20 protein-coding genes and 1 pseudogene are annotated in these 16,771 nt (G+C 64.0%); 10 read left to right on the top strand and 11 right to left on the bottom strand.

Going from position 1 to position 16,771, the window contains the following annotated elements; genetic code table 11:
• Nucleotides 1-13: 13 nt before the first annotated feature.
• Together ACO07C_RS16355 and rsmI are read right to left on the bottom strand one after the other, a co-directional pair.
• Nucleotides 14-391, bottom strand: coding sequence for a YraN family protein (locus ACO07C_RS16355; protein ID WP_421915189.1), 378 nt, complete (start codon nucleotides 389-391; stop codon nucleotides 14-16).
• Nucleotides 369-1,292 (bottom strand): 16S rRNA (cytidine(1402)-2'-O)-methyltransferase, encoded by a 924-nt coding sequence (gene rsmI / locus ACO07C_RS16360; protein WP_421915190.1) that lies wholly within the window; start codon nucleotides 1,290-1,292, stop codon nucleotides 369-371. The genes ACO07C_RS16355 and rsmI overlap by 23 nt, the downstream gene beginning before the upstream one ends.
• A gap of 147 nt (nucleotides 1,293-1,439) precedes the next feature.
• Between rsmI and ACO07C_RS16365 the strand changes: the two genes are divergently transcribed.
• Nucleotides 1,440-1,619: a hypothetical protein gene (locus ACO07C_RS16365; protein ID WP_421915191.1), complete on the top strand. Its 180-nt coding sequence runs from the start codon at nucleotides 1,440-1,442 to the stop codon at nucleotides 1,617-1,619.
• Nucleotides 1,620-1,626: 7 nt separating this feature from the next.
• The gene (locus tag ACO07C_RS16370; RefSeq protein ID WP_421915192.1) at nucleotides 1,627-1,815 is read left to right on the top strand and encodes a hypothetical protein; all 189 of its coding nucleotides are present in this window, start codon (nucleotides 1,627-1,629) and stop codon (nucleotides 1,813-1,815) included.
• Nucleotides 1,816-1,874: 59 nt separating this feature from the next.
• On the opposite strand, the gene ACO07C_RS16375 is transcribed toward ACO07C_RS16370, so the two are convergent.
• Genes ACO07C_RS16375 through rph form a run of 5 tightly spaced genes read right to left on the bottom strand, consistent with a single transcriptional unit; the run spans nucleotide 1,875 to nucleotide 5,166 of the window.
• Nucleotides 1,875-2,198: a low molecular weight protein tyrosine phosphatase family protein gene (locus ACO07C_RS16375; RefSeq protein ID WP_421915193.1), complete on the bottom strand. Its 324-nt coding sequence runs from the start codon at nucleotides 2,196-2,198 to the stop codon at nucleotides 1,875-1,877.
• Between the two features lie 3 nt (nucleotides 2,199-2,201).
• A complete protein-coding gene (gene hemW, locus ACO07C_RS16380; RefSeq protein ID WP_421915195.1) occupies nucleotides 2,202-3,365 on the bottom strand; it encodes a radical SAM family heme chaperone HemW in 1,164 nt (387 codons plus the stop codon).
• A complete protein-coding gene (gene rdgB, locus ACO07C_RS16385) occupies nucleotides 3,362-4,024 on the bottom strand; it encodes an RdgB/HAM1 family non-canonical purine NTP pyrophosphatase (RefSeq protein ID WP_421915196.1) in 663 nt (220 codons plus the stop codon). The genes hemW and rdgB overlap by 4 nt, the downstream gene beginning before the upstream one ends.
• Complete coding sequence (locus ACO07C_RS16390) at nucleotides 4,024-4,434, bottom strand: VOC family protein (RefSeq protein ID WP_421915197.1); 411 nt, start codon at nucleotides 4,432-4,434, stop codon at nucleotides 4,024-4,026. The genes rdgB and ACO07C_RS16390 overlap by 1 nt, the downstream gene beginning before the upstream one ends.
• A 15-nt stretch (nucleotides 4,435-4,449) precedes the next feature.
• Entirely contained in the window at nucleotides 4,450-5,166 is a 717-nt protein-coding gene (gene rph / locus ACO07C_RS16395) for a ribonuclease PH (protein WP_421915198.1), read from the bottom strand.
• A 178-nt stretch (nucleotides 5,167-5,344) separates the two neighbouring features.
• Here rph and hrcA point away from each other — a divergent pair, with 178 nt between their 5' ends.
• The 6 genes and pseudogenes from hrcA to ACO07C_RS16425 all read left to right on the top strand — a co-directional run bounded on the left by hrcA (nucleotide 5,345) and on the right by ACO07C_RS16425 (nucleotide 10,364).
• The gene (hrcA, locus tag ACO07C_RS16400; RefSeq protein WP_421915199.1) at nucleotides 5,345-6,430 is read left to right on the top strand and encodes a heat-inducible transcriptional repressor HrcA; all 1,086 of its coding nucleotides are present in this window, start codon (nucleotides 5,345-5,347) and stop codon (nucleotides 6,428-6,430) included.
• 36 nt (nucleotides 6,431-6,466) lie between these two features.
• On the top strand, nucleotides 6,467-6,664 hold the full coding sequence (locus tag ACO07C_RS16405; protein ID WP_421915200.1) for a hypothetical protein: 198 nt from the start codon (nucleotides 6,467-6,469) through the stop codon (nucleotides 6,662-6,664).
• A gap of 88 nt (nucleotides 6,665-6,752) precedes the next feature.
• Entirely contained in the window at nucleotides 6,753-8,102 is a 1,350-nt protein-coding gene (locus ACO07C_RS16410) for a PQQ-dependent sugar dehydrogenase (protein WP_421915201.1), read from the top strand.
• A 34-nt stretch (nucleotides 8,103-8,136) separates the two neighbouring features.
• Nucleotides 8,137-8,439, top strand: a pseudogene (locus ACO07C_RS16415) (LysE family translocator); the annotation flags it as partial.
• Nucleotides 8,440-8,618: 179 nt separating this feature from the next.
• A complete protein-coding gene (cysK, locus tag ACO07C_RS16420; RefSeq protein WP_421915202.1) occupies nucleotides 8,619-9,599 on the top strand; it encodes a cysteine synthase A in 981 nt (326 codons plus the stop codon).
• A gap of 138 nt (nucleotides 9,600-9,737) precedes the next feature.
• The gene (locus ACO07C_RS16425) at nucleotides 9,738-10,364 is read left to right on the top strand and encodes a glutathione S-transferase family protein (protein WP_421915203.1); all 627 of its coding nucleotides are present in this window, start codon (nucleotides 9,738-9,740) and stop codon (nucleotides 10,362-10,364) included.
• 20 nt (nucleotides 10,365-10,384) lie between these two features.
• On the opposite strand, the gene ACO07C_RS16430 is transcribed toward ACO07C_RS16425, so the two are convergent.
• From ACO07C_RS16430 to ACO07C_RS16445, 4 genes are all read right to left on the bottom strand, one after another.
• Nucleotides 10,385-11,632: an RNA polymerase sigma factor gene (locus tag ACO07C_RS16430; protein ID WP_421915204.1), complete on the bottom strand. Its 1,248-nt coding sequence runs from the start codon at nucleotides 11,630-11,632 to the stop codon at nucleotides 10,385-10,387.
• On the bottom strand, nucleotides 11,629-12,003 hold the full coding sequence (locus ACO07C_RS16435; RefSeq protein WP_421915205.1) for a YciI family protein: 375 nt from the start codon (nucleotides 12,001-12,003) through the stop codon (nucleotides 11,629-11,631). Before ACO07C_RS16435 ends, ACO07C_RS16430 begins: the two co-directional genes overlap by 4 nt.
• Before the next feature lie 197 nt (nucleotides 12,004-12,200).
• Complete coding sequence (locus tag ACO07C_RS16440; RefSeq protein ID WP_421915206.1) at nucleotides 12,201-12,650, bottom strand: thiol-disulfide oxidoreductase DCC family protein; 450 nt, start codon at nucleotides 12,648-12,650, stop codon at nucleotides 12,201-12,203.
• A gap of 179 nt (nucleotides 12,651-12,829) precedes the next feature.
• Nucleotides 12,830-13,225 carry a hypothetical protein gene (locus tag ACO07C_RS16445; RefSeq protein ID WP_421917625.1) on the bottom strand — a complete coding sequence of 132 codons (396 nt, stop codon included), beginning with the start codon at nucleotides 13,223-13,225 and terminating at the stop codon, nucleotides 12,830-12,832.
• Between the two features lie 107 nt (nucleotides 13,226-13,332).
• Between ACO07C_RS16445 and ACO07C_RS16450 the strand changes: the two genes are divergently transcribed.
• Nucleotides 13,333-14,205: a Ku protein gene (locus ACO07C_RS16450; protein ID WP_421915207.1), complete on the top strand. Its 873-nt coding sequence runs from the start codon at nucleotides 13,333-13,335 to the stop codon at nucleotides 14,203-14,205.
• Nucleotides 14,206-14,217: 12 nt separating this feature from the next.
• Complete coding sequence (ligD, locus tag ACO07C_RS16455; RefSeq protein ID WP_421915208.1) at nucleotides 14,218-16,740, top strand: DNA ligase D; 2,523 nt, start codon at nucleotides 14,218-14,220, stop codon at nucleotides 16,738-16,740.
• Nucleotides 16,741-16,771: the final 31 nt, after the last annotated feature.

Consider the following 16,771-nt stretch of genomic DNA (forward strand, 5'->3'; position numbering starts at 1 on the left):
TCGAGCCGGAAGGTCAGTTTCGCCCGTGGAATGCGTTCTCGACATGGACAGGCCAGCGCCATGGCAACACCGCCACCATGTCGAAGCGCATCGACAGTTTTCCATAGTCGGACTGGCGCGACAGCCAGAGGTCGGCGGCGCCCTCGATACGACGCTCGGCCTGATGGCCGATCGCTTCCATGGCTTCCATCAGCGTGCGGCGCGCCTTGACCTCGACAAAGACAACCAGGTCGCCGCGCCGGGCGATAAGATCGATCTCGCCGAGCCTGGTGCGGTGGCGGCGAGCCAGGATCCGGTAGCCCTTCAGCATCAACGCCACAGCCGCCAGCCATTCGCCGCGATGGCCACGCCGGTAGGCCTTCTGGCGGCTAGCGTTCGGACGTTGCGTCACCACCGTCTTCCGCATCCTTGAGCTCGAGCAGCCGCCGATAAAGCGCCTGTTTCTGTCCGCCGGTCATCTTCGCGGCTTCGGCCGCGGCCTTAGAGGCGGGCATCTCGGCTGCGAGCGAAAGCAGAAGCCGGTCGATATCCGCCGGCTGGTCGGCCCTGGCCTCCGCCGGCGCGACGCAGATGACGATCTCGCCCTTCGGCGTATCGACCGCTGCATAGTGATCGGCCAGCGTTTGCAGCGTACCCGTGCGCATTTCCTCGAAGGTCTTGGTCAGTTCGCGGCCGATCGCTGCCTTGCGGTCGCCGCCCAGCGCTTCGACCATGCCGACGAGGGTCTCGGCAAGTCGGCGTGGCGATTCGAAGAAGATCAACGTCGCCGGCACGGCTTTCAGGGCTTCCAGCCTTGTCTGCCGCTGCCCGGTCTTCACCGGCAGGAAGCCGGCGAACATGAAAGCGTCGGATGGCAGGCCAGACGCCGTGAGCGCCGCGAGCGGGGCCGAAGGCCCGGGGATCGGCACGACGCGAATGCCGCTGTCCAGGGCCTCGCCGACCAGCCGGTAGCCGGGATCGGAAACCAGCGGCGTGCCGGCATCCGAAATCAGCGCCACGCTCTGCCCGGCCTGAAGCGCCGCGATCAGCTTCGGCCCGGCCTCGCCGGCATTGTGCTCGTGATAGGCCGTGGTGCGGCGGCGAATGCCGTAGCGATCAAGCAGTACGCGCGAAACACGCGTGTCCTCGCACGCCACGATGTCGGCGGCGGCCAGCGTCTCCAGCGCACGAAGCGTGATGTCGCCGAGATTGCCGATCGGCGTCGCCACCAGATAGAGCGCGGGATCGAGCGGGCGGGCTGGTATCTCGGCCTGGCCGACCACGTAGCTGCGTTTTACGATCTCGCTGGTCACCAGGCATTCTCCGTTCGGCCCTGTTTGGCATGGCTTGTCGCCTCTTGCAAAAGCCGATGTCGATTGAAGCGCTCGCCATTCCTTTGCCACAGTAGGGAACGAAACCGGGATTGGCAGATTTAGCCCCTGATTTCCAAGGAGGACAGGATGGACAGCCTGAAGATACAGGACGCTTTCGAGCCTTACTATGTGGGCCGTCGGCGCTTTGCGGCATCAGCGGACAAAGCCCGTCCCGCCCATGAAAGCCAAGCCAGCAAATCGCCAACGAGCCGTTTGCCATCCGAAATCAGGCTTTCCACCGAAACCGACAGCACGACGGAGCACTGACCGGACGATGCCCAATAGATTCGATATTTTCATCACCCGCCTTGAAACGCAGAACGCCCGCAATGGCGCTCCGCCACATCCGATAAGCGGCCAGAACCGTGCCCGCCGCGACAAGGGCGACGCCAAGCCGGTTCGCGCCGGCGAGGTCCTTTCAGACAAAGACCGCGCCAAGCACCGCCACAAGCACGACGCGTGACGTTCGGCGGGCTCTCCTGTCGTCAGCGTCTCGGATGAAGATAAGGGCCACGCTCGTGTTCAGCCCAGATATCTTGGAACACGCGCTTCCAGCAGTCGAACAAGAACCGGGTCCATGAATTCGTAATCATCCGGAATATCGAGGCAGATGATCCTGGCCTTCTTCAGGCTCGCCTTGAATTTCTTCCGCAGCTTGGCGCTGTGCGCCTTCTCCATGACGAAGATGATATCGGCCCACGCGACCAGTTCGCTCGTCAGCGGCGTATCGGCATCGTGGTTGGTCCCCGCCGATGCGACCTCGATATCCCCGCGTTTGGAAAACACCTGCTCGGCGGTCGGGCTGCGCAAGCGGTTCTGGCTGCAGACGAAAAGAACGTTCTTCAAAGTTCAGCGCGCCAGATCCGCCACGACGGCATCGAGCACGATCATGCCGGCGGGTGTGGCGCGCAGGCGCGCGTTGCCGATCGGCGCCACCAACCCTTCATCCTGAAGTGTCGACAGCCGTGTCGTCGAAAGTTCCCGCCCGGCAAACGCCTCGTAGCGGGAAAGGTCGATGCCCTCCGCCAGCCGCAGCCCCATCAAAAGGAACTCGTCGGCCTCTTCCGAGCGAGTCAGGATCTCTCCGCCGGTGACGCCATGGCCTTTGGCCTCGACCAGATTGGCCCAGGTTTCCGGCATCCGCTCCGCGATCGTGACCGTGCGGCGCCCGCTCTCGACGAAGCGGCCGTGCGCGCCGGGACCGACGCCGACATATTCGCCATAGCGCCAATAGGTCAGATTGTGCCGGCTCTCGGCGCCCGGCCTGGCGTGGTTGGAAATCTCATAGGCCGGCAGGCCGTGCGCCGATGTGATCTCCTGCGTCAGCGCATAGAGGTCGGCGGCATGGTCATTGTCGGGAATGATGAATTTCTTCGCGGCATGCAGCGCATGGAAGGGCGTGCCTTCCTCGATGGTCAGCTGGTAGAGCGACAGATGGTCGGCGGCATGTCCGATCGCCTGTTCGAGTTCGGCCTGCCAGTCTTCCGGCGTCTGGCTGGGCCGCGCGTAAATGAGATCGAAGGACAGCCGCGGAAAGATTTCGCGCGCCAGACCGATCGCATGGAGTGCTTCCGACACATTGTGTAGCCGACCAAGGAAACGCAAATCCTTGTCGTTCAGCGCCTGCACGCCCAGCGAGACGCGGTTGACGCCGGCTGCCCGGTAGCCGCGAAAGCGCTCGGCCTCCACCGATGACGGATTGGCTTCCAGCGTCACCTCGATGCCATCAGGCACCGTCCAGTTCTTCGCCACGGCGTCCAAAACCCTGGCTACCGTTTCCGGCTTCATCAGCGACGGCGTGCCACCGCCGAGAAATATGCTGGTGACCTCACGCGATCCGGTGCGCTGTCGCATTGTTGCCAGCTCGGCCTCGAAGGCCGCGGCAAAGCGCTCCTGATCGACCGGCTGGTGACGGACATGGCTGTTGAAGTCGCAATAGGGGCACTTGGCCGCGCAGAACGGCCAGTGGATGTAGACGCCGAAGCCGGGGCTACGGTCGAGCAGCATGCTCATGTCGAGCCCAATCGCGCCAGATCCAAGCGTGCCTGCGCGAATTTCTGGAAGGCGCGGGCGCGATGCGACAGGGCTGTCGGTTGGCCGGGCTTCCAGCCATGTTTCTCCTGCGCCGACATCTCGCCAAAGGTCTTGTCGAATCCATCCGGCTGGAACATCGGGTCATAGCCGAAGCCGAGTTCTCCGCGTGGCGGCCAGACCAGCGTGCCTTCGGCCTCGCCGCGATAATATTCGGCCTCTCCGTCGGGGAATGCCAGACAGATAACGGCGACAAAGCGCCCCTTGCGCTGTGCCGGCAAGTCAGCGCCGACCTCGTGAAGCGCCACTTCGGTGCGCTGCATGGCCATGGCGAAGTCACGCGACCCATCCGGGGTCTCGGCCCAGTTGGCGGTGTAGACGCCGGGCGCGCCATCGAGCGCGTCGACGCACAGGCCGGAATCGTCCGACAATGCCGGCAGGCCAGTCGCCTTGGCCGCGGCCAGCGCTTTGATATAGGCATTCTCCTCGAAGGTGGTGCCGGTCTCGTCGGGCTCGGGCAAGCCATAATCCTTCGCCGACTTGGCCTCGAAACCGAACGGTCCCATCAGGTCGGCGAATTCGCGCAGCTTGCCGGCATTATGGCTGGCGACGACAATCTTTTTTCCGTCAAGCGTATGCATCAAAGGCCCCAGATTCGTGGCTCGGCGAATTCGATCGAATTGCCCGAGGGGTCGCGTATATAGATCGAACGACCGCCCCGCGGCCACTCGAATTCACTTTCAATGGCAATCTTCTTCGCCTCAAGATGCGCCTTCCAGTCCGCGATTTCCACGGCGCTGGCGGCAAAGCAGAGATGGCCATCGCCGACCGCGCCATGCGCGGGCACTTTCAGTCTCGCGTCTGGCGCCGGCGGCACTTTCGTCGCTTCGGCATTGAAGATGAGCAGCACGCCGGGGCCGCAGCGGAAGAACAGATGCCGGCCATCGACTTTCCCAAGCAGCTTCAGCCCGAGAACACCGGCGTAGAATTCTTCCGCCGCCGCCAGATCGGTGACGTAAAGGGCCGATTCAAGGATCGCGGAAGGGTTCACCGGCAAACCAATGGCTTAAGCCACCGCCATCTGCTGCAGGCTGACCAGGCGCTGGATGCCTTTCTTGGCCAAGCCCATCAGGGCCGCGAACTGCTCTTCGGAGAAGGGCTCGCCTTCGGCCGTGCCCTGGATCTCGACGATGCCGCCTTTGCCGGTCATGACGAAATTGGCGTCGGTGCCGGCCGAGGAATCCTCCACGTAATCGAGATCGATGACCGGCTGGCCGTCATGGATGCCGCAGGAAATCGCCGCCACATGATCCTTCAGCACCTTAGAGACGCTGGCCATCTGCCGCGCTTCCATCCAGCGCAGGCAGTCATACAGCGCCACCCAGCCGCCGGTGATCGATGCCGTGCGGGTGCCGCCATCGGCCTGGATGACGTCGCAGTCGACGGTGATCTGCTGTTCGCCCAGCGCCTGCAGGTCGACGACCGCACGCAGCGAACGGCCGATCAGCCGCTGGATTTCCAGCGTGCGGCCGCCCTGCTTGCCGGCGGAAGCCTCGCGGCGCATGCGCTCGCCTGTCGAACGCGGCAGCATGCCGTATTCGGCCGTCACCCAGCCCTTGCCCGAATTGCGCATCCAGCCCGGCACCTTCTCCTCGAGGCTCGCCGTGCACAGAACATGCGTGTCACCGAACTTCACCAGGCATGAGCCCTCGGCGTGCTTGGAGACGCCGCGCTCGAAGGAGATGGCGCGCATTTCGTCGAATTGGCGTTTGGAGGGGCGCATTCAGGCTTCTTTCTTGTCACTTTTCGGAATCGTGGCCGGCTTGTAGCCGCAGCAGGCCCACGGCGCAAAGGAAAATGGCCGGGCGAGCTGACTCATAGAGCGGGCGATCTCATGCAGACGCCGGGTTGCGCGGGCATGGCCGAAGTCTATATCCTTGGCAAGGAGGTTCCTGGCACGCATGACCAAAGCAGTCGCCGATCCCATTTTGCAATCGCCCGCTCTTCAATCGCTGGATATGCGTTCGCGCGACATCTTCCGGCGCATCGTCGATTCCTATCTCAAGGACGGCGAGCCCGTGGGTTCGCGCAGCCTGTCGCGCATCCTGCCGTCCTCGCTGTCGCCGGCCACCATCCGCAATGTGATGAGCGACCTGGAGCATCTCGGCCTCATCTATGCGCCGCACATCTCGGCCGGCCGGCTGCCGACCCAGGCTGGCCTGCGCTTCTTCGTCGATGCCTTCATGGAACTCGGCGACCTGTCGGATGAGGAACGCCGCGCCATCGAGGCGCAGGTGCGCGCGTCCGGTTCAGGCGCCACGCTGGAGCACATGCTGACCGAAGCCAGCCAGATGCTGTCGGGCATGTCGCGCGGCGCCGGCCTTGTGCTCGCGGCCAAGAACGAGGTGGCGCTGAAGCATATCGAGTTCATCCAGCTCGAGCCGACCAAGGCGCTGGCGGTGCTGGTGTCGCAAAATGGCGATGTCGAGAACCGGGTTGTCGACCTGCCCGCCGGCATCACCATTTCGCAGTTGCACGAGGCCTCGAATTTCCTCAATGCGCATATCCGTGGACGCACGCTGGCCGAGGCACGGGTCGAGATCGCCCGTATCAAGGAAGAGACCAAGGCCGCCCTCGATACGCTCTCGCAGGATCTCGTCGAGAAGGGACTGGCTGTGTGGGCGGGCGCCGAAAGCGGCCTGCCGGCGCGTCTCATCGTGCGTGGCCGCGCCAATCTTCTGGAAAACGTCACGGCCCAGGCCGACATCGAATTGCTGCGGCATCTGTTCGAGGACATGGAGACGCAGGACGGACTGATCCAGCTGCTCGATCTGGCCGAGGAGGGATCGGGCGTGCGCATCTTCATCGGCTCGGAGAACAAGCTGTTTTCGCTGTCGGGCTCGTCGCTGGTCGTTGCCCCGTATCGCGACAAGGACGCCCGCGTCGTCGGTGCGCTCGGCGTCATCGGCCCGACCCGGCTGAACTACGCGCGCATCGTTCCGATGGTCGATTATACGGCGCAACTTATTTCGCGTATGCTGCGTTGAGCCGGGGTACACCCAGCGAGACGACAGGAGAAAAGCATGGCTCTCGAAGAGATCAAGGCCCAAATCAGCCTGTTGCTGGAGGAAATGGTCAACCAGCCCGAGGATCAGCACGAAGTGCAGGAGCAGCTGCGCGAGAGGCTGAGGGAAATGCGCGCGATGGGCATGCCGCTGCCGGCCGACCTGGTGGAACTGGAGAAGCGCCTCGACGACGATTTCTACGCAGCCGGGACCTGATCCGGACGCACGTTCAACTCCCGCTGCGAGACGGAACGACTTTAGGCCAGGTCCGTTTCCTGTTCCGTGACCAATCCCGGAGGACAGGATGACCCGGTTTGTCGGCCCGGCAGCAATCTCGGCGGCCTTGTTTCTCGCAACGACGGCACTGGCCCAACAGGCGGATCATCCGGTGCTGAAGGGTGCTACGGCTTTTGGCGACTGGCGCGCCGACAGGCCGGGTGTGCGCCGGCTGATCAATCCTGAGGATCTGCCCAAGCCTTATGCCACGAAATCCGCCTCGAACGGCGCCGGTCTGGTCGACATGCCGAAGGGCGCCATGCCGCAACTGCCGCCTGGATTCTCGGCCCAGCTGATCGCGTCGGGCATCGACAATCCGCGCGTCGTCCGCGTCGCGCCGAATGGCGACCTGTTCGTGGCCGACAGCGAGGCCAACCAGATACGGGTCTACCGTCTCGCGGAGGGCGGCGCGAAGCCGGTCGACACGGTCTTCGCGGACGGTCTGACGCAGCCATACGGCATTGCCTTCTACCCCGCGGACAACCCGCAGTGGGTCTATGTCGCCAACAGCGACAGCATCGTGCGTTTTCCATACCACGACGGTGACATGACGGCCTCTGGCGCGCCGGAAGTGCTTGTCGACAACATCCCGTCGAACCATCACTGGACGCGCGACATCGCCTTCTCGCCCGACGGCAAGACACTCTATCTGTCGGTCGGTTCGGGATCGAACGTCGCCGAAGGCATGGCCAGGAAACCGGAGGGCGGGCTCGACGCGTGGATCAAGTCGAAGCCTCTCGGCGCCACCTGGGGTTCCGAATATGGCAGGGCCGATGTGATGGCTTTCGACCCTGACGGCAAGAATGGACGGATCGTCGCCACGGGCCTTCGCAATTGTTCGGGCATGGCTGTCCAGCCGGCCACGGGCACGCTCTGGTGCGTCGTCAATGAGCGCGACGCACTGGGCGACAATGTGCCGTTCGAATATGCAACGACAGTCCGGCAAGGCGCGTTCTATGGCTGGCCCTGGTACTATATCGGCGATAACGAGGACCCCCGCCACAAGGGCGAGCGCCCTGACCTTGCCGGCAAGGCAACCATTCCGGACGTGCTGATGCAGGCGCATTCCGCGCCCCTCAACATCGCCTTCTACACGGGCAAGAATTTTCCAGCCGAATATCAGGGTGACGCGTTCGTCACCCTGCACGGGTCCTGGAACCGTGGCAACAGAACCGGCTACAAGGTCGTCAGGCTGCTGTTCAAGGACGGCAAGCCGACCGGTGAGTATGAGGACTTCATGACCGGCCTCGTCACCTCCGGCGGCGACGTCTGGGGCCGGCCTGTTGGCGTCGCCGTCGCCAAGGATGGAGCGCTTATTGTCACCGAGGACGGCAACGGTACCATCTGGCGCGTTACGCACGGCAACGGCCCGTCCTGATCGACCTGGCCATTTGTCTTGGCGCGCTGCCGAACGGGGCGGGCTGGTGTCGAGCTTCATCGCGGGGCTGACCGTCACCCTCGGCAATCCCAAGACGATGATCTTCTACCTTGCCATCACGCCGACCATCGTCGACCTGAAGACGATCACGCTGGCCGACTACGGAATTCTCGTCGCGATCACAATCGTCGTGCTGCTGGTCGTGCTTCTTCCTTACCTGGCGCTGGCGGCCAAGGCGCGCTGGTTCCTGAAATCGCCGCGCGCCTTGCGGGCGCTCAACCGCACCGCCGCGGTTTTCATGGTTGGCGCGGCGGCGGCGATCGCCTCGCGCCAATAGCGGGCTTTCTGCCAAATCATTCCGGATAGGGCCCGCCTCAGGAAATGCTTTTCCGAGGAAGGCGTGTTTTAAGCACATGCCACACTCGGATATTTTCGGCCGACAGCTTATCTTGCGCGGCTGAAAGCCCTATCTTGCGAGGCTTGAATTTTACGCCTGAAATCCTGGGAGCGAAACCGATGAACAAGCCCGTCACCTCCGCACGCGTGCCCGGCCGCGGCCGCGTCTACAATTCGATCACCGAGACGATCGGCGACACCCCGCTGGTGCGGCTCGATAAATTCGCCAAGGAAAAGGGCATCGTCGCCAATCTGATGGCGAAGCTCGAATTCTTCAACCCGATCGCTTCGGTCAAGGATCGTATCGGCGTGGCGATGATCGAGGCGCTGGAGGCGGCCGGCAAGATTTCTCCCGGCAAGACGACGCTCGTCGAGCCGACGTCGGGAAACACCGGCATCGCGCTCGCCTTCGCCGCCGCCGCCAAGGGCTACAAGCTCATCCTGACCATGCCGGAGACGATGTCGATCGAGCGCCGCAAGATGCTGGCGCTGCTCGGCGCCGAGCTGGTGCTGACCGAAGGCCCCAAGGGCATGAAGGGCGCCATCGCCAAGGCCGACGAACTGGCCGCCACGATCCCCAATGCCATCATCCCGCAGCAGTTCGAGAACCCGGCCAATCCCGAGATCCACCGCACCACGACTGCCGAGGAGATCTGGAACGATACGCACGGCGATGTCGACATCTTCGTTGCCGGCATCGGCACCGGCGGCACCATCACCGGCGTCGGCCAGGTGCTGAAGAAGCGCAAGCCTTCGGTGCATGTCGTCGCCGTCGAGCCCGAGGCCTCGCCGGTCCTGTCGGGCGGCCAGCCCGGCCCGCACAAGATCCAGGGCATCGGCGCCGGCTTCGCGCCGAAGATCCTCGACACGACGATCTATGACGAGATCGTCAAGGTCTCGAACGAGGATTCGATCGCCAATGCGCGGCTCGTCGCCCGCCTCGAGGGCGTGCCGGTCGGCATCTCCTCTGGCGCGGCCCTGCAGGCGGCAATCGTTGTCGGCTCGCGGCCGGAGAATAAGGGCAAGAACCTTGTCGTGATCATCCCGTCCTTCGCCGAGCGCTATCTGTCGACGATCCTGTTCGAAGGGCTCGGCGCCTAGCCTGCGCTACCAGCCCGCCTCGGGCGGGCTGGACCGCCGAAAATACCGCTTGTGGCAGCCGCCGCCAGCTTGAGTCGACCGCCACTTCCAGTCCATATCCTCCGCCAGCCTGCCTTGCGCGGTCTGGTGGAGGATTTCATGTACAAGCTCTATACACGTCCCGGCAGCGGTGGCTTCGTCGTCGAGGCGGCGCTCGCTTTGGCGGGTGCATCGTTCGACCAGATCGATGTTCCCAAGACGGACAAGCCCGACGAGGCCTTCCTGGCCATCAGCCCGCTGAACCAGGTCCCGGTGCTGACCTTGCCGGACGGCCGCTCGATGACCGAATCCGCGGCGATCTGCATCCTGCTCGCCGAGCGCCATCCGCAAGCGAACCTGGCTCCGGCCGCCGACATCCCTGCCCGCGCAGACTTCCTGCGCTGGATGGCGTTCATGTCGTCGGTGCTCTACCCGGCAATCCTGCGTTTCTACTATGCCCCGCGCTACACGGCCGACGCCGACGGCGCGAAAGCGGTCAAGCAGGCCGCCGTCGCCGAGATGGATCGCGGCTTCGCCGTCGTCGATGCCGCCTTGCGCGGCCGCGACTGGCTGGCCGGCGACCAGCTGTCGCTGGCCGACATCTATCTCGTCATGCTGGTGGCCTGGCATCCCGATGTCGACAAGGCGCGATCCGCATTGCCGAATATCGAGCGCTTGTGGTCTGAGCTGCGCCGACATCCGCTGCTGAGGAAGCTCAACACGTCGCACGAAATGTGGCCGGCCTGATCGGGCGGAGCCGCGACATCTCAATTTCCGAGAGCCCCCCGTTTTCCTTGCAGGAACCGGCGCACCGCCGGGTCGCGTTCAAGGCCGATCGCGCGGTCATAAGCGTCGATCGCCTCGGCCACATTGCCAAGCCTGGCCAGCAGGCCGGCCCGCGCCGCCCAGTAGGGCTGATACTCATTGAGCCGCTTGTCGTCGCCCAGCACGTAAAGCGCCGCCAGTCCCGCCACAGCGCCCTCGGCCTCTGCGATCGCCACCGCGCGGTTGATCGCCACCACTGGCGATCCCGCGATCAAAAGCAGCGCGTCATAGAGCGCGCGGATCGCCGCCCAGTCCGTGCGACCGGTAAGCCGCCGTGCCGCATGGGCGGACTGAACCGCCGCCTCGAGTTGATAACGGCCGATAAGCTCCATCGTCGCCGCGTGCCTGAGCAAGGCCTCCGCCTCGTCGATCAGGGCGCCGTCCCACAGTGCAAGATCCTGGTCGGCCAGCGGCACGTAGTCTCCCGCCGCATTGCGCCGCGCCGGCCGCCGCGCCTCGGCCAACAGCATCAAGGCCAGCAGGCCGAGCGCTTCCGGTTCATCGGGCATCAGCGAGGCCACGAGACGGCCGAGCCAGATGCCTTCGGTGGCGAGACTGCGGCGCTGTGTTTCGGTGCCCGCCGGATCGGACCAGCCTTCGGCGAAAGCCGCGTAGATCGCCTCCAGCACCGTGTCCAGCCGCTCGCCGAGTTCGGCCCGATCGGGCACGCGGAATGGAATGCCGATCTCGTGGATGCGGGCCTTGGCGCGCACCAGGCGCTGGCTCATCGCCGCCGGCGAAACCAGGAAGGCGGAGGCGATCGTCGCCGCGTCGAAGCCCAGGATGGTCTGCAGGATCAAAGGCGCGCGTATGCTCGGCTCGATCGCAGGGTGGGCGCAGGCAAACATCAGCCGCAGACGTTCGTCCGGCAGGTCTTCGTCTACCATACGCGCCTCCATCTCCTCGGCGATCAATTTCAGATGGTCGCGGCTGGCCTCCCTGGTCAGCCGCCGCCGAACGGCATCGACGCCGCGCCGGCGCGCCACCGCCAACAGCCAGGCGTCCGGTCTGTCGGGCACACCGGATCGCGGCCATTGTTCGAGCGCCGCGGCAAAGGCATCGGCCAGCGCGTCCTCGGCGCCGGCCACATCGCGGGACCGTGCGGCGAGATAGGCGATCAGCTTGCCGTAGCTCTGCCGGGCGGCCGCCTCCGCCGCCGCCCGCGCGATGTCCGACCCTATCGCTGTCACGAAGTATATTCTGTCATGTATTCCGCCATCGGCCAGACCGGTCGCACCTCCATCGTGCCCGTGCTGGCGCCGGGGCAGCGCGCCGCCCAGGAAATCGCCTCGTCCATATCCGGCACGTCGATCATGTAATAGCCGCCGAGCTGTTCCTTGGTGTCGGCATAGGGGCCGTCGATCACATTGGTCTTGCCGCCGGCCACCCGCACCGACGTTGCCGTGGACGTGAACCTCAACCGTTCGCCGCCGACGAACACGCCGGCCTTCTTCATCGCCTCGGTATAGGCGCCATAGGCGGCGCTCATCTGGATCGCCGCCTCCCTGGGCGCGGCTGCCATCCCGGCCTCGCTGTTGTAGATAAGAAGCAGGTACTGCATGGTCATCTCCCGTGTTTTCAGGGACCGCGTCGTTGCGGGCCGAACGTATGTCGCGCGGGCGTGCCCGATTTCGACAAGCACCGGAAAATCTTCGCCGCTGGCCACGCGTTGCGCAAGACGCACCCGTATCGAGGTCGGGCTCGCTCTATCGGCTTCAGCCTTGCCGAAGGCCTCTTCCCGTCCTCCGGGATCGTGCTCTAGCCGACCAGACGCCCCTTCAGTTCGGCGGTGGGTATCTCGCAACTCTCCTTCCTGCCGAACAGGGCGTAGCGATTGCGGGCCACGCGCCCGTACAGCCAGTTGCGAAGCGGGCGCGGCAGGAGAAGCAACAGCCTTGCCGTCCGCCATGGCCAGCCAAGTTCGGACATGACCGCGACGAGACTTTCCAGGCGCATGAAGGCGACGCCGTCGATGATGACGAGATTGGTCTCGTAGCTGTCCGTCCGCAGCCCATGCTGACGAAACAGCGCCTCGCCGAACGACGACTGGGCGGTGGCGAAACGGAAGCGGTCTTGCCGGTCGAGGCTGACCACCATGCGCGCAAAGCCTGAACACAGCACGCAGGCGCCGTCGAAGACGATCAGCGGATGGCGTGCATCCAGGGATGGTGGTTCAGGAGAGGGGTTGGGCTTGGTGAGGTCGACCACGTGGGCCTCGGCTGCTTGTGCCCTCAGACACTAAGCCAGCCGACAGCGGCATTAAAGCCGTGGCGATGTCGCACGCTGCCGGGCGACGAAGGCCAGGCGCTCGGCGCGATAAGTGGTTGCGCGGGAATCGGCGGCCGGCCTGCAGATCCGGCTGTTATGGCGGCTCTCGAACGTCATGGTCAGTGCGCACTGACGCCGAGCGAATTGCCGCGACGGGCGCAGGCCGGGCCGGGGCCGCGCATGTAGTAGCGCTCGGGCCGATAGGTCGGCGCGACGAACTCGCGGATGGCGGCGGCATAGCCGATGAGGTGCGTGAGGAAGTTCATAGTACCAAGTCCCTGTCCCGATTTTCGGATCTCTTTCCGAATTGCGGACATCATAGCCTCTAGGCGTGAATAGTCGGTGAACGCGATGTTAATCTTTGCCCAAAAATGCCTTGCATCGTGGCCGGAATGCGGCTGTTTCGGGGTCTTTCCATGCAGTTCGGCTGCATTCCAGCCGATGTGACTTTTGCACCACATCTGTTTCGTTTTAATGTCGCCTGCGCGCGGTTTTGTTTCCATTTTTCCGGCCATCGCGAAAATTTCGCACCCCGCGCTTCACTCCGCGGGCCTTGCCGCCGCTGCTGGCTGGAACTGGATGGGAATTTGCCCGTTCTCGCAACTCATGGAGGGAATCTGTCATGGCGCCGCGTCCTGCCTGGAAAGGCTATCTGAAGCTGTCGCTGGTTACATGCGCGGTCGAACTGACCAATGTTGTCACCCACACCGAGAAGGTCTCGTTCCGGGTGCTGAACCGCAAGACCGGCAATACGGTGAAGCGCATCTATGTCGATTCGGAAACCGGCAAGCCGCTCGGCGATGGCGACGAGATCAAGGGCTATGAGCTCGACGACGGAGATTTCGTCCATATCGACGAAGACGAAATCGAGGCTGTGCAGATCGAGTCGTCGCACACGATGGCACTCGACGGTTTTGTCGACAAAGCCTCGATCCAGCAGATCTATCTCGATACACCCTACTATGTCGCGCCGGCCGACAAGGTGTCGGAGGAGGCATTCGCGGTGATCCGCGATGCCATGGCGGGCAAGAAGATGGCCGGACTGGCTCGCATCGTGCTGTACAGCCGCGAACGCCCGGTGGTGATCGAACCGCTGGGCAAGGGCATGGTGCTGACGACCTTGCGCTACGACAACACGGTGCGTCAGCCCGACACCGTCTTCGGCGACATCAAGGCGGTGAAGACCGACCAGGAAATGACCGAGCTCGCCGAACTCATCATCGACAAGAAGAAAGCGAAGTTCGACCCCTCGAAGTTCGACGACAAATACGAGGACGCCCTGCTGGAGCTGATCCGCGCCAAGAAGGCGGGACGCAAGGCGCCCAAGGCCAAGGCGACGCCCAAGCCGTCCAATGTCGTCAATCTGTTCGATGCGCTGAAGAAGAGCCTGTCGGCGGATGCCGGCACGGCAAAGGCTTCATCGTCGTCGAAAGCCAAACCTGCTGCCAAGCGCCCCAAGACGAAAGCCGGCGCACCGAAGCGCAAATCGGCCTGAGGACACAAAGCGATGGCCAGTCTCGAACAGTACCACGCCAAGCGCGATTTCAAGAAGACAGCCGAGCCTGCCGGCAAGGTCGCGCGCGGCAAGAACGCCAAGGCCGGTGGCATCTTCGTCATCCACAAGCACGCGGCGACAAGGCTTCATTACGACCTTCGCCTCGAGCATGGCGGCGTGCTGTGGAGCTGGGCTGTCACGCGCGGCCCGAGCCTCGACCCCCATGAGAAGCGGTTGGCCGTGCATGTCGAGGACCATCCGATCGACTATGCGCCATTCGAGGGCACCATTCCCAAGGGCGAATATGGCGGCGGGTCGGTCATCGTATGGGACGAGGGAACATGGGTTCCCGAGATCGATCCGGCCAAGGCGATGAAGAAGGGGCATATCAGCTTCGAGCTGCACGGCTACAAGCTTCATGGTCTGTGGCACCTGGTACGGCTGACACCCCGCGCCGGCGAAAAGCGCGAAAACTGGCTGCTGATCAAGTCGGACGATGCGGCGGCGCGGCCGGGCGAGGATATCCTCAAGGAGGCGCCGGAATCGGTGAAGTCCGGCCTGACGGTCGAGGAGGTCGGCGAGGGCAAGAGCGCCAAGGGCCAGAAGCCAAAGGTCTGGCACTCCAACAAGCCCGCGGCAGGCAAGACGAAGACCGGCGGCGGGAAACTCGAATTCATCGAGCCGCAGCTGGCCTCGCTGGAGCGGGAGGCACCGCCCGGCAAGGACTGGCTGCACGAGGTGAAGTTCGACGGCTATCGCATGCAGGCGCAGATCGCCGGCACGGATGTGCGGCTGCTGACGCGCACCGGCCTCGACTGGACGGAGAAATTCGGCGGCGAGATTGTCACGGAACTCGCGGCGTTGAAATGCAGCGATGCCATCATCGATGGCGAGATCGTCGTGCTGGCTGACAGCGGTGTGTCCTCGTTCTCGCTGCTGCAACAGGATCTTTCGGCCAATCGAACCAGCCGCTTCATCTACTATGTCTTCGACCTGATGCGGCTCGACGGAAAGGATCTGCGCGGCGAGCCGCTGGTCGAACGCAAGCAGGCCTTGCTGGAATTGCTCGGCAAGCAGCCGGAGAATTCGGCGGTCCGTTTCTCCGACCATTTTTCCGAACCCGGCAAGGTCATGCTGGAGCATGCCTGCCGCATGGGGCTCGAAGGCGTCGTCTCCAAGCGCGCCGACGCGCCCTATCGCAGCGGGCGCGGCCCGTCATGGGTGAAGTCGAAATGCACGGCGCGGCAGGAGTTCGTCATCGGCGGCTACCTGCCGTCGGAGAAGACCGGACGCGGGCTACGCTCGCTGCTGGTCGGCTATCATGAGAACGGCAAGCTGCATTATGCCGGCCGTGTCGGCACCGGCTTCTCGGCCAAGGGCGCCGCCGACCTGAAGACAAAACTCGACAAGCTGAAGGCAGAGTCGTCGCCCTTCGATGCCGCCGTGCCGAAGGGCAAGGGCCTGGTCTGGGTGAAGCCGGAGCTTGTCGGCGAGGTGGAGTTTCGCAGCTGGACCTCGGACCGTATAATACGCCATGCCTCGTTCCAGGGGTTGCGCGAGGACAAGCCGGCGGAGGAAGTCGTGCAGGAAAAGCCCAAGGCAGCGACGGCGGCCAAAAGCCCGGCCAAGGCCAAGCCGGTATCGGGCAAAGCCAAACCTGTCGGCGCGATGACGACGACGGTCAAACTTTCCCATCCCGACAAGTTGCTGTGGCCCGAGGAAAAGATTTCCAAGCAGGGCCTGCTCGACCACTATGCGCAAGTGTGGCCGCGCATGGAGCAGTTCGTCGTGAACCGCCCGCTCAGCCTGGTCCGGGCGCCTGACGGCGTCGGCGGCCCGCGTTTCTTCCAGAAGCACGCCTCGGCCGGAATGAGCGACAAGATCGCCCGGATGAAGGACCCGACGGATGGCGAGGAGATCCTGTTCATCAGGGATTTCGACGGTATCGCCGCTCTGGTCCAGTATGGCGTGGTCGAAATCCACATATGGGGTTGCACGACGGACGAACTGGAAAAGCCCGACCAGATCATCTTCGATCTGGACCCCGATGAAGGCGTCGATGTGAAAGCCGTGCGCGAGGCGGCGCTCGACATCAGGGGCAAGCTCGACGAGCTCTCGCTGCCGAATTTCGTCAAGACATCGGGCGGCAAGGGCTATCATGTCCTGGTGCCGCTGAAACCGTCGGCGGATTGGGAGGAGGTAAAGACCTTCGCCCATGATTTCGCCAAGGCATTGGAGCAGGGAGCCCCCGACCGTTACACGGCGACGCTGTCGAAAAAGGCGCGCACGGGAAAGATCTTCGTCGACTATCTGCGCAATGGAAGGGGCTCGACCACGGTCGCGCCCTATTCGTCGCGGGCCAAGAAGGGCGCCACCGTGTCGATGCCGGTGACCTGGGCCGAGATCGAGGATGGGCTGGCGCCGAACGCTTTCCCGATCGGAGACAAGACGACGTTGAAGCGGTTGGCGCAAGCCGATCCGTGGGTGGACTTTTTCAAGCAGGGGAAGGTGCTGAAGCGGATTTCGCCATCCTAGGCGAAGCAAGAAGCGAAGCGACGCGGCGCAG

The sequence above is a fragment of the Mesorhizobium sp. genome (assembly GCF_965229135.1).
Taxonomy (GTDB): domain Bacteria; phylum Pseudomonadota; class Alphaproteobacteria; order Rhizobiales; family Rhizobiaceae; genus Mesorhizobium.

What these genes read in the sequence shown, in the direction of transcription:
- cysK (WP_421915202.1), top strand. Translation starts at nt 8,619, where the DNA reads ATGAACAAGCCCGTCACCTCCGCACGCGTGCCCGGCCGCGGCCGCGTC.
- ACO07C_RS16365 (WP_421915191.1), top strand. Translation starts at nt 1,440, where the DNA reads ATGGACAGCCTGAAGATACAGGACGCTTTCGAGCCTTACTATGTGGGC.
- ligD (WP_421915208.1), top strand. Translation starts at nt 14,218, where the DNA reads ATGGCCAGTCTCGAACAGTACCACGCCAAGCGCGATTTCAAGAAGACA.
- ACO07C_RS16370 (WP_421915192.1), top strand. Translation starts at nt 1,627, where the DNA reads ATGCCCAATAGATTCGATATTTTCATCACCCGCCTTGAAACGCAGAAC.
- hrcA (WP_421915199.1), top strand. Translation starts at nt 5,345, where the DNA reads ATGACCAAAGCAGTCGCCGATCCCATTTTGCAATCGCCCGCTCTTCAA.
- rdgB (WP_421915196.1), bottom strand. Translation starts at nt 4,024, where the DNA reads ATGCATACGCTTGACGGAAAAAAGATTGTCGTCGCCAGCCATAATGCC.
- ACO07C_RS16450 (WP_421915207.1), top strand. Translation starts at nt 13,333, where the DNA reads ATGGCGCCGCGTCCTGCCTGGAAAGGCTATCTGAAGCTGTCGCTGGTT.
- ACO07C_RS16445 (WP_421917625.1), bottom strand. Translation starts at nt 13,225, where the DNA reads ATGGCCGGAAAAATGGAAACAAAACCGCGCGCAGGCGACATTAAAACG.
- hemW (WP_421915195.1), bottom strand. Translation starts at nt 3,365, where the DNA reads ATGAGCATGCTGCTCGACCGTAGCCCCGGCTTCGGCGTCTACATCCAC.
- ACO07C_RS16405 (WP_421915200.1), top strand. Translation starts at nt 6,467, where the DNA reads ATGGCTCTCGAAGAGATCAAGGCCCAAATCAGCCTGTTGCTGGAGGAA.
- ACO07C_RS16435 (WP_421915205.1), bottom strand. Translation starts at nt 12,003, where the DNA reads ATGCAGTACCTGCTTCTTATCTACAACAGCGAGGCCGGGATGGCAGCC.
- rph (WP_421915198.1), bottom strand. Translation starts at nt 5,166, where the DNA reads ATGCGCCCCTCCAAACGCCAATTCGACGAAATGCGCGCCATCTCCTTC.
- ACO07C_RS16425 (WP_421915203.1), top strand. Translation starts at nt 9,738, where the DNA reads ATGTACAAGCTCTATACACGTCCCGGCAGCGGTGGCTTCGTCGTCGAG.
- ACO07C_RS16410 (WP_421915201.1), top strand. Translation starts at nt 6,753, where the DNA reads ATGACCCGGTTTGTCGGCCCGGCAGCAATCTCGGCGGCCTTGTTTCTC.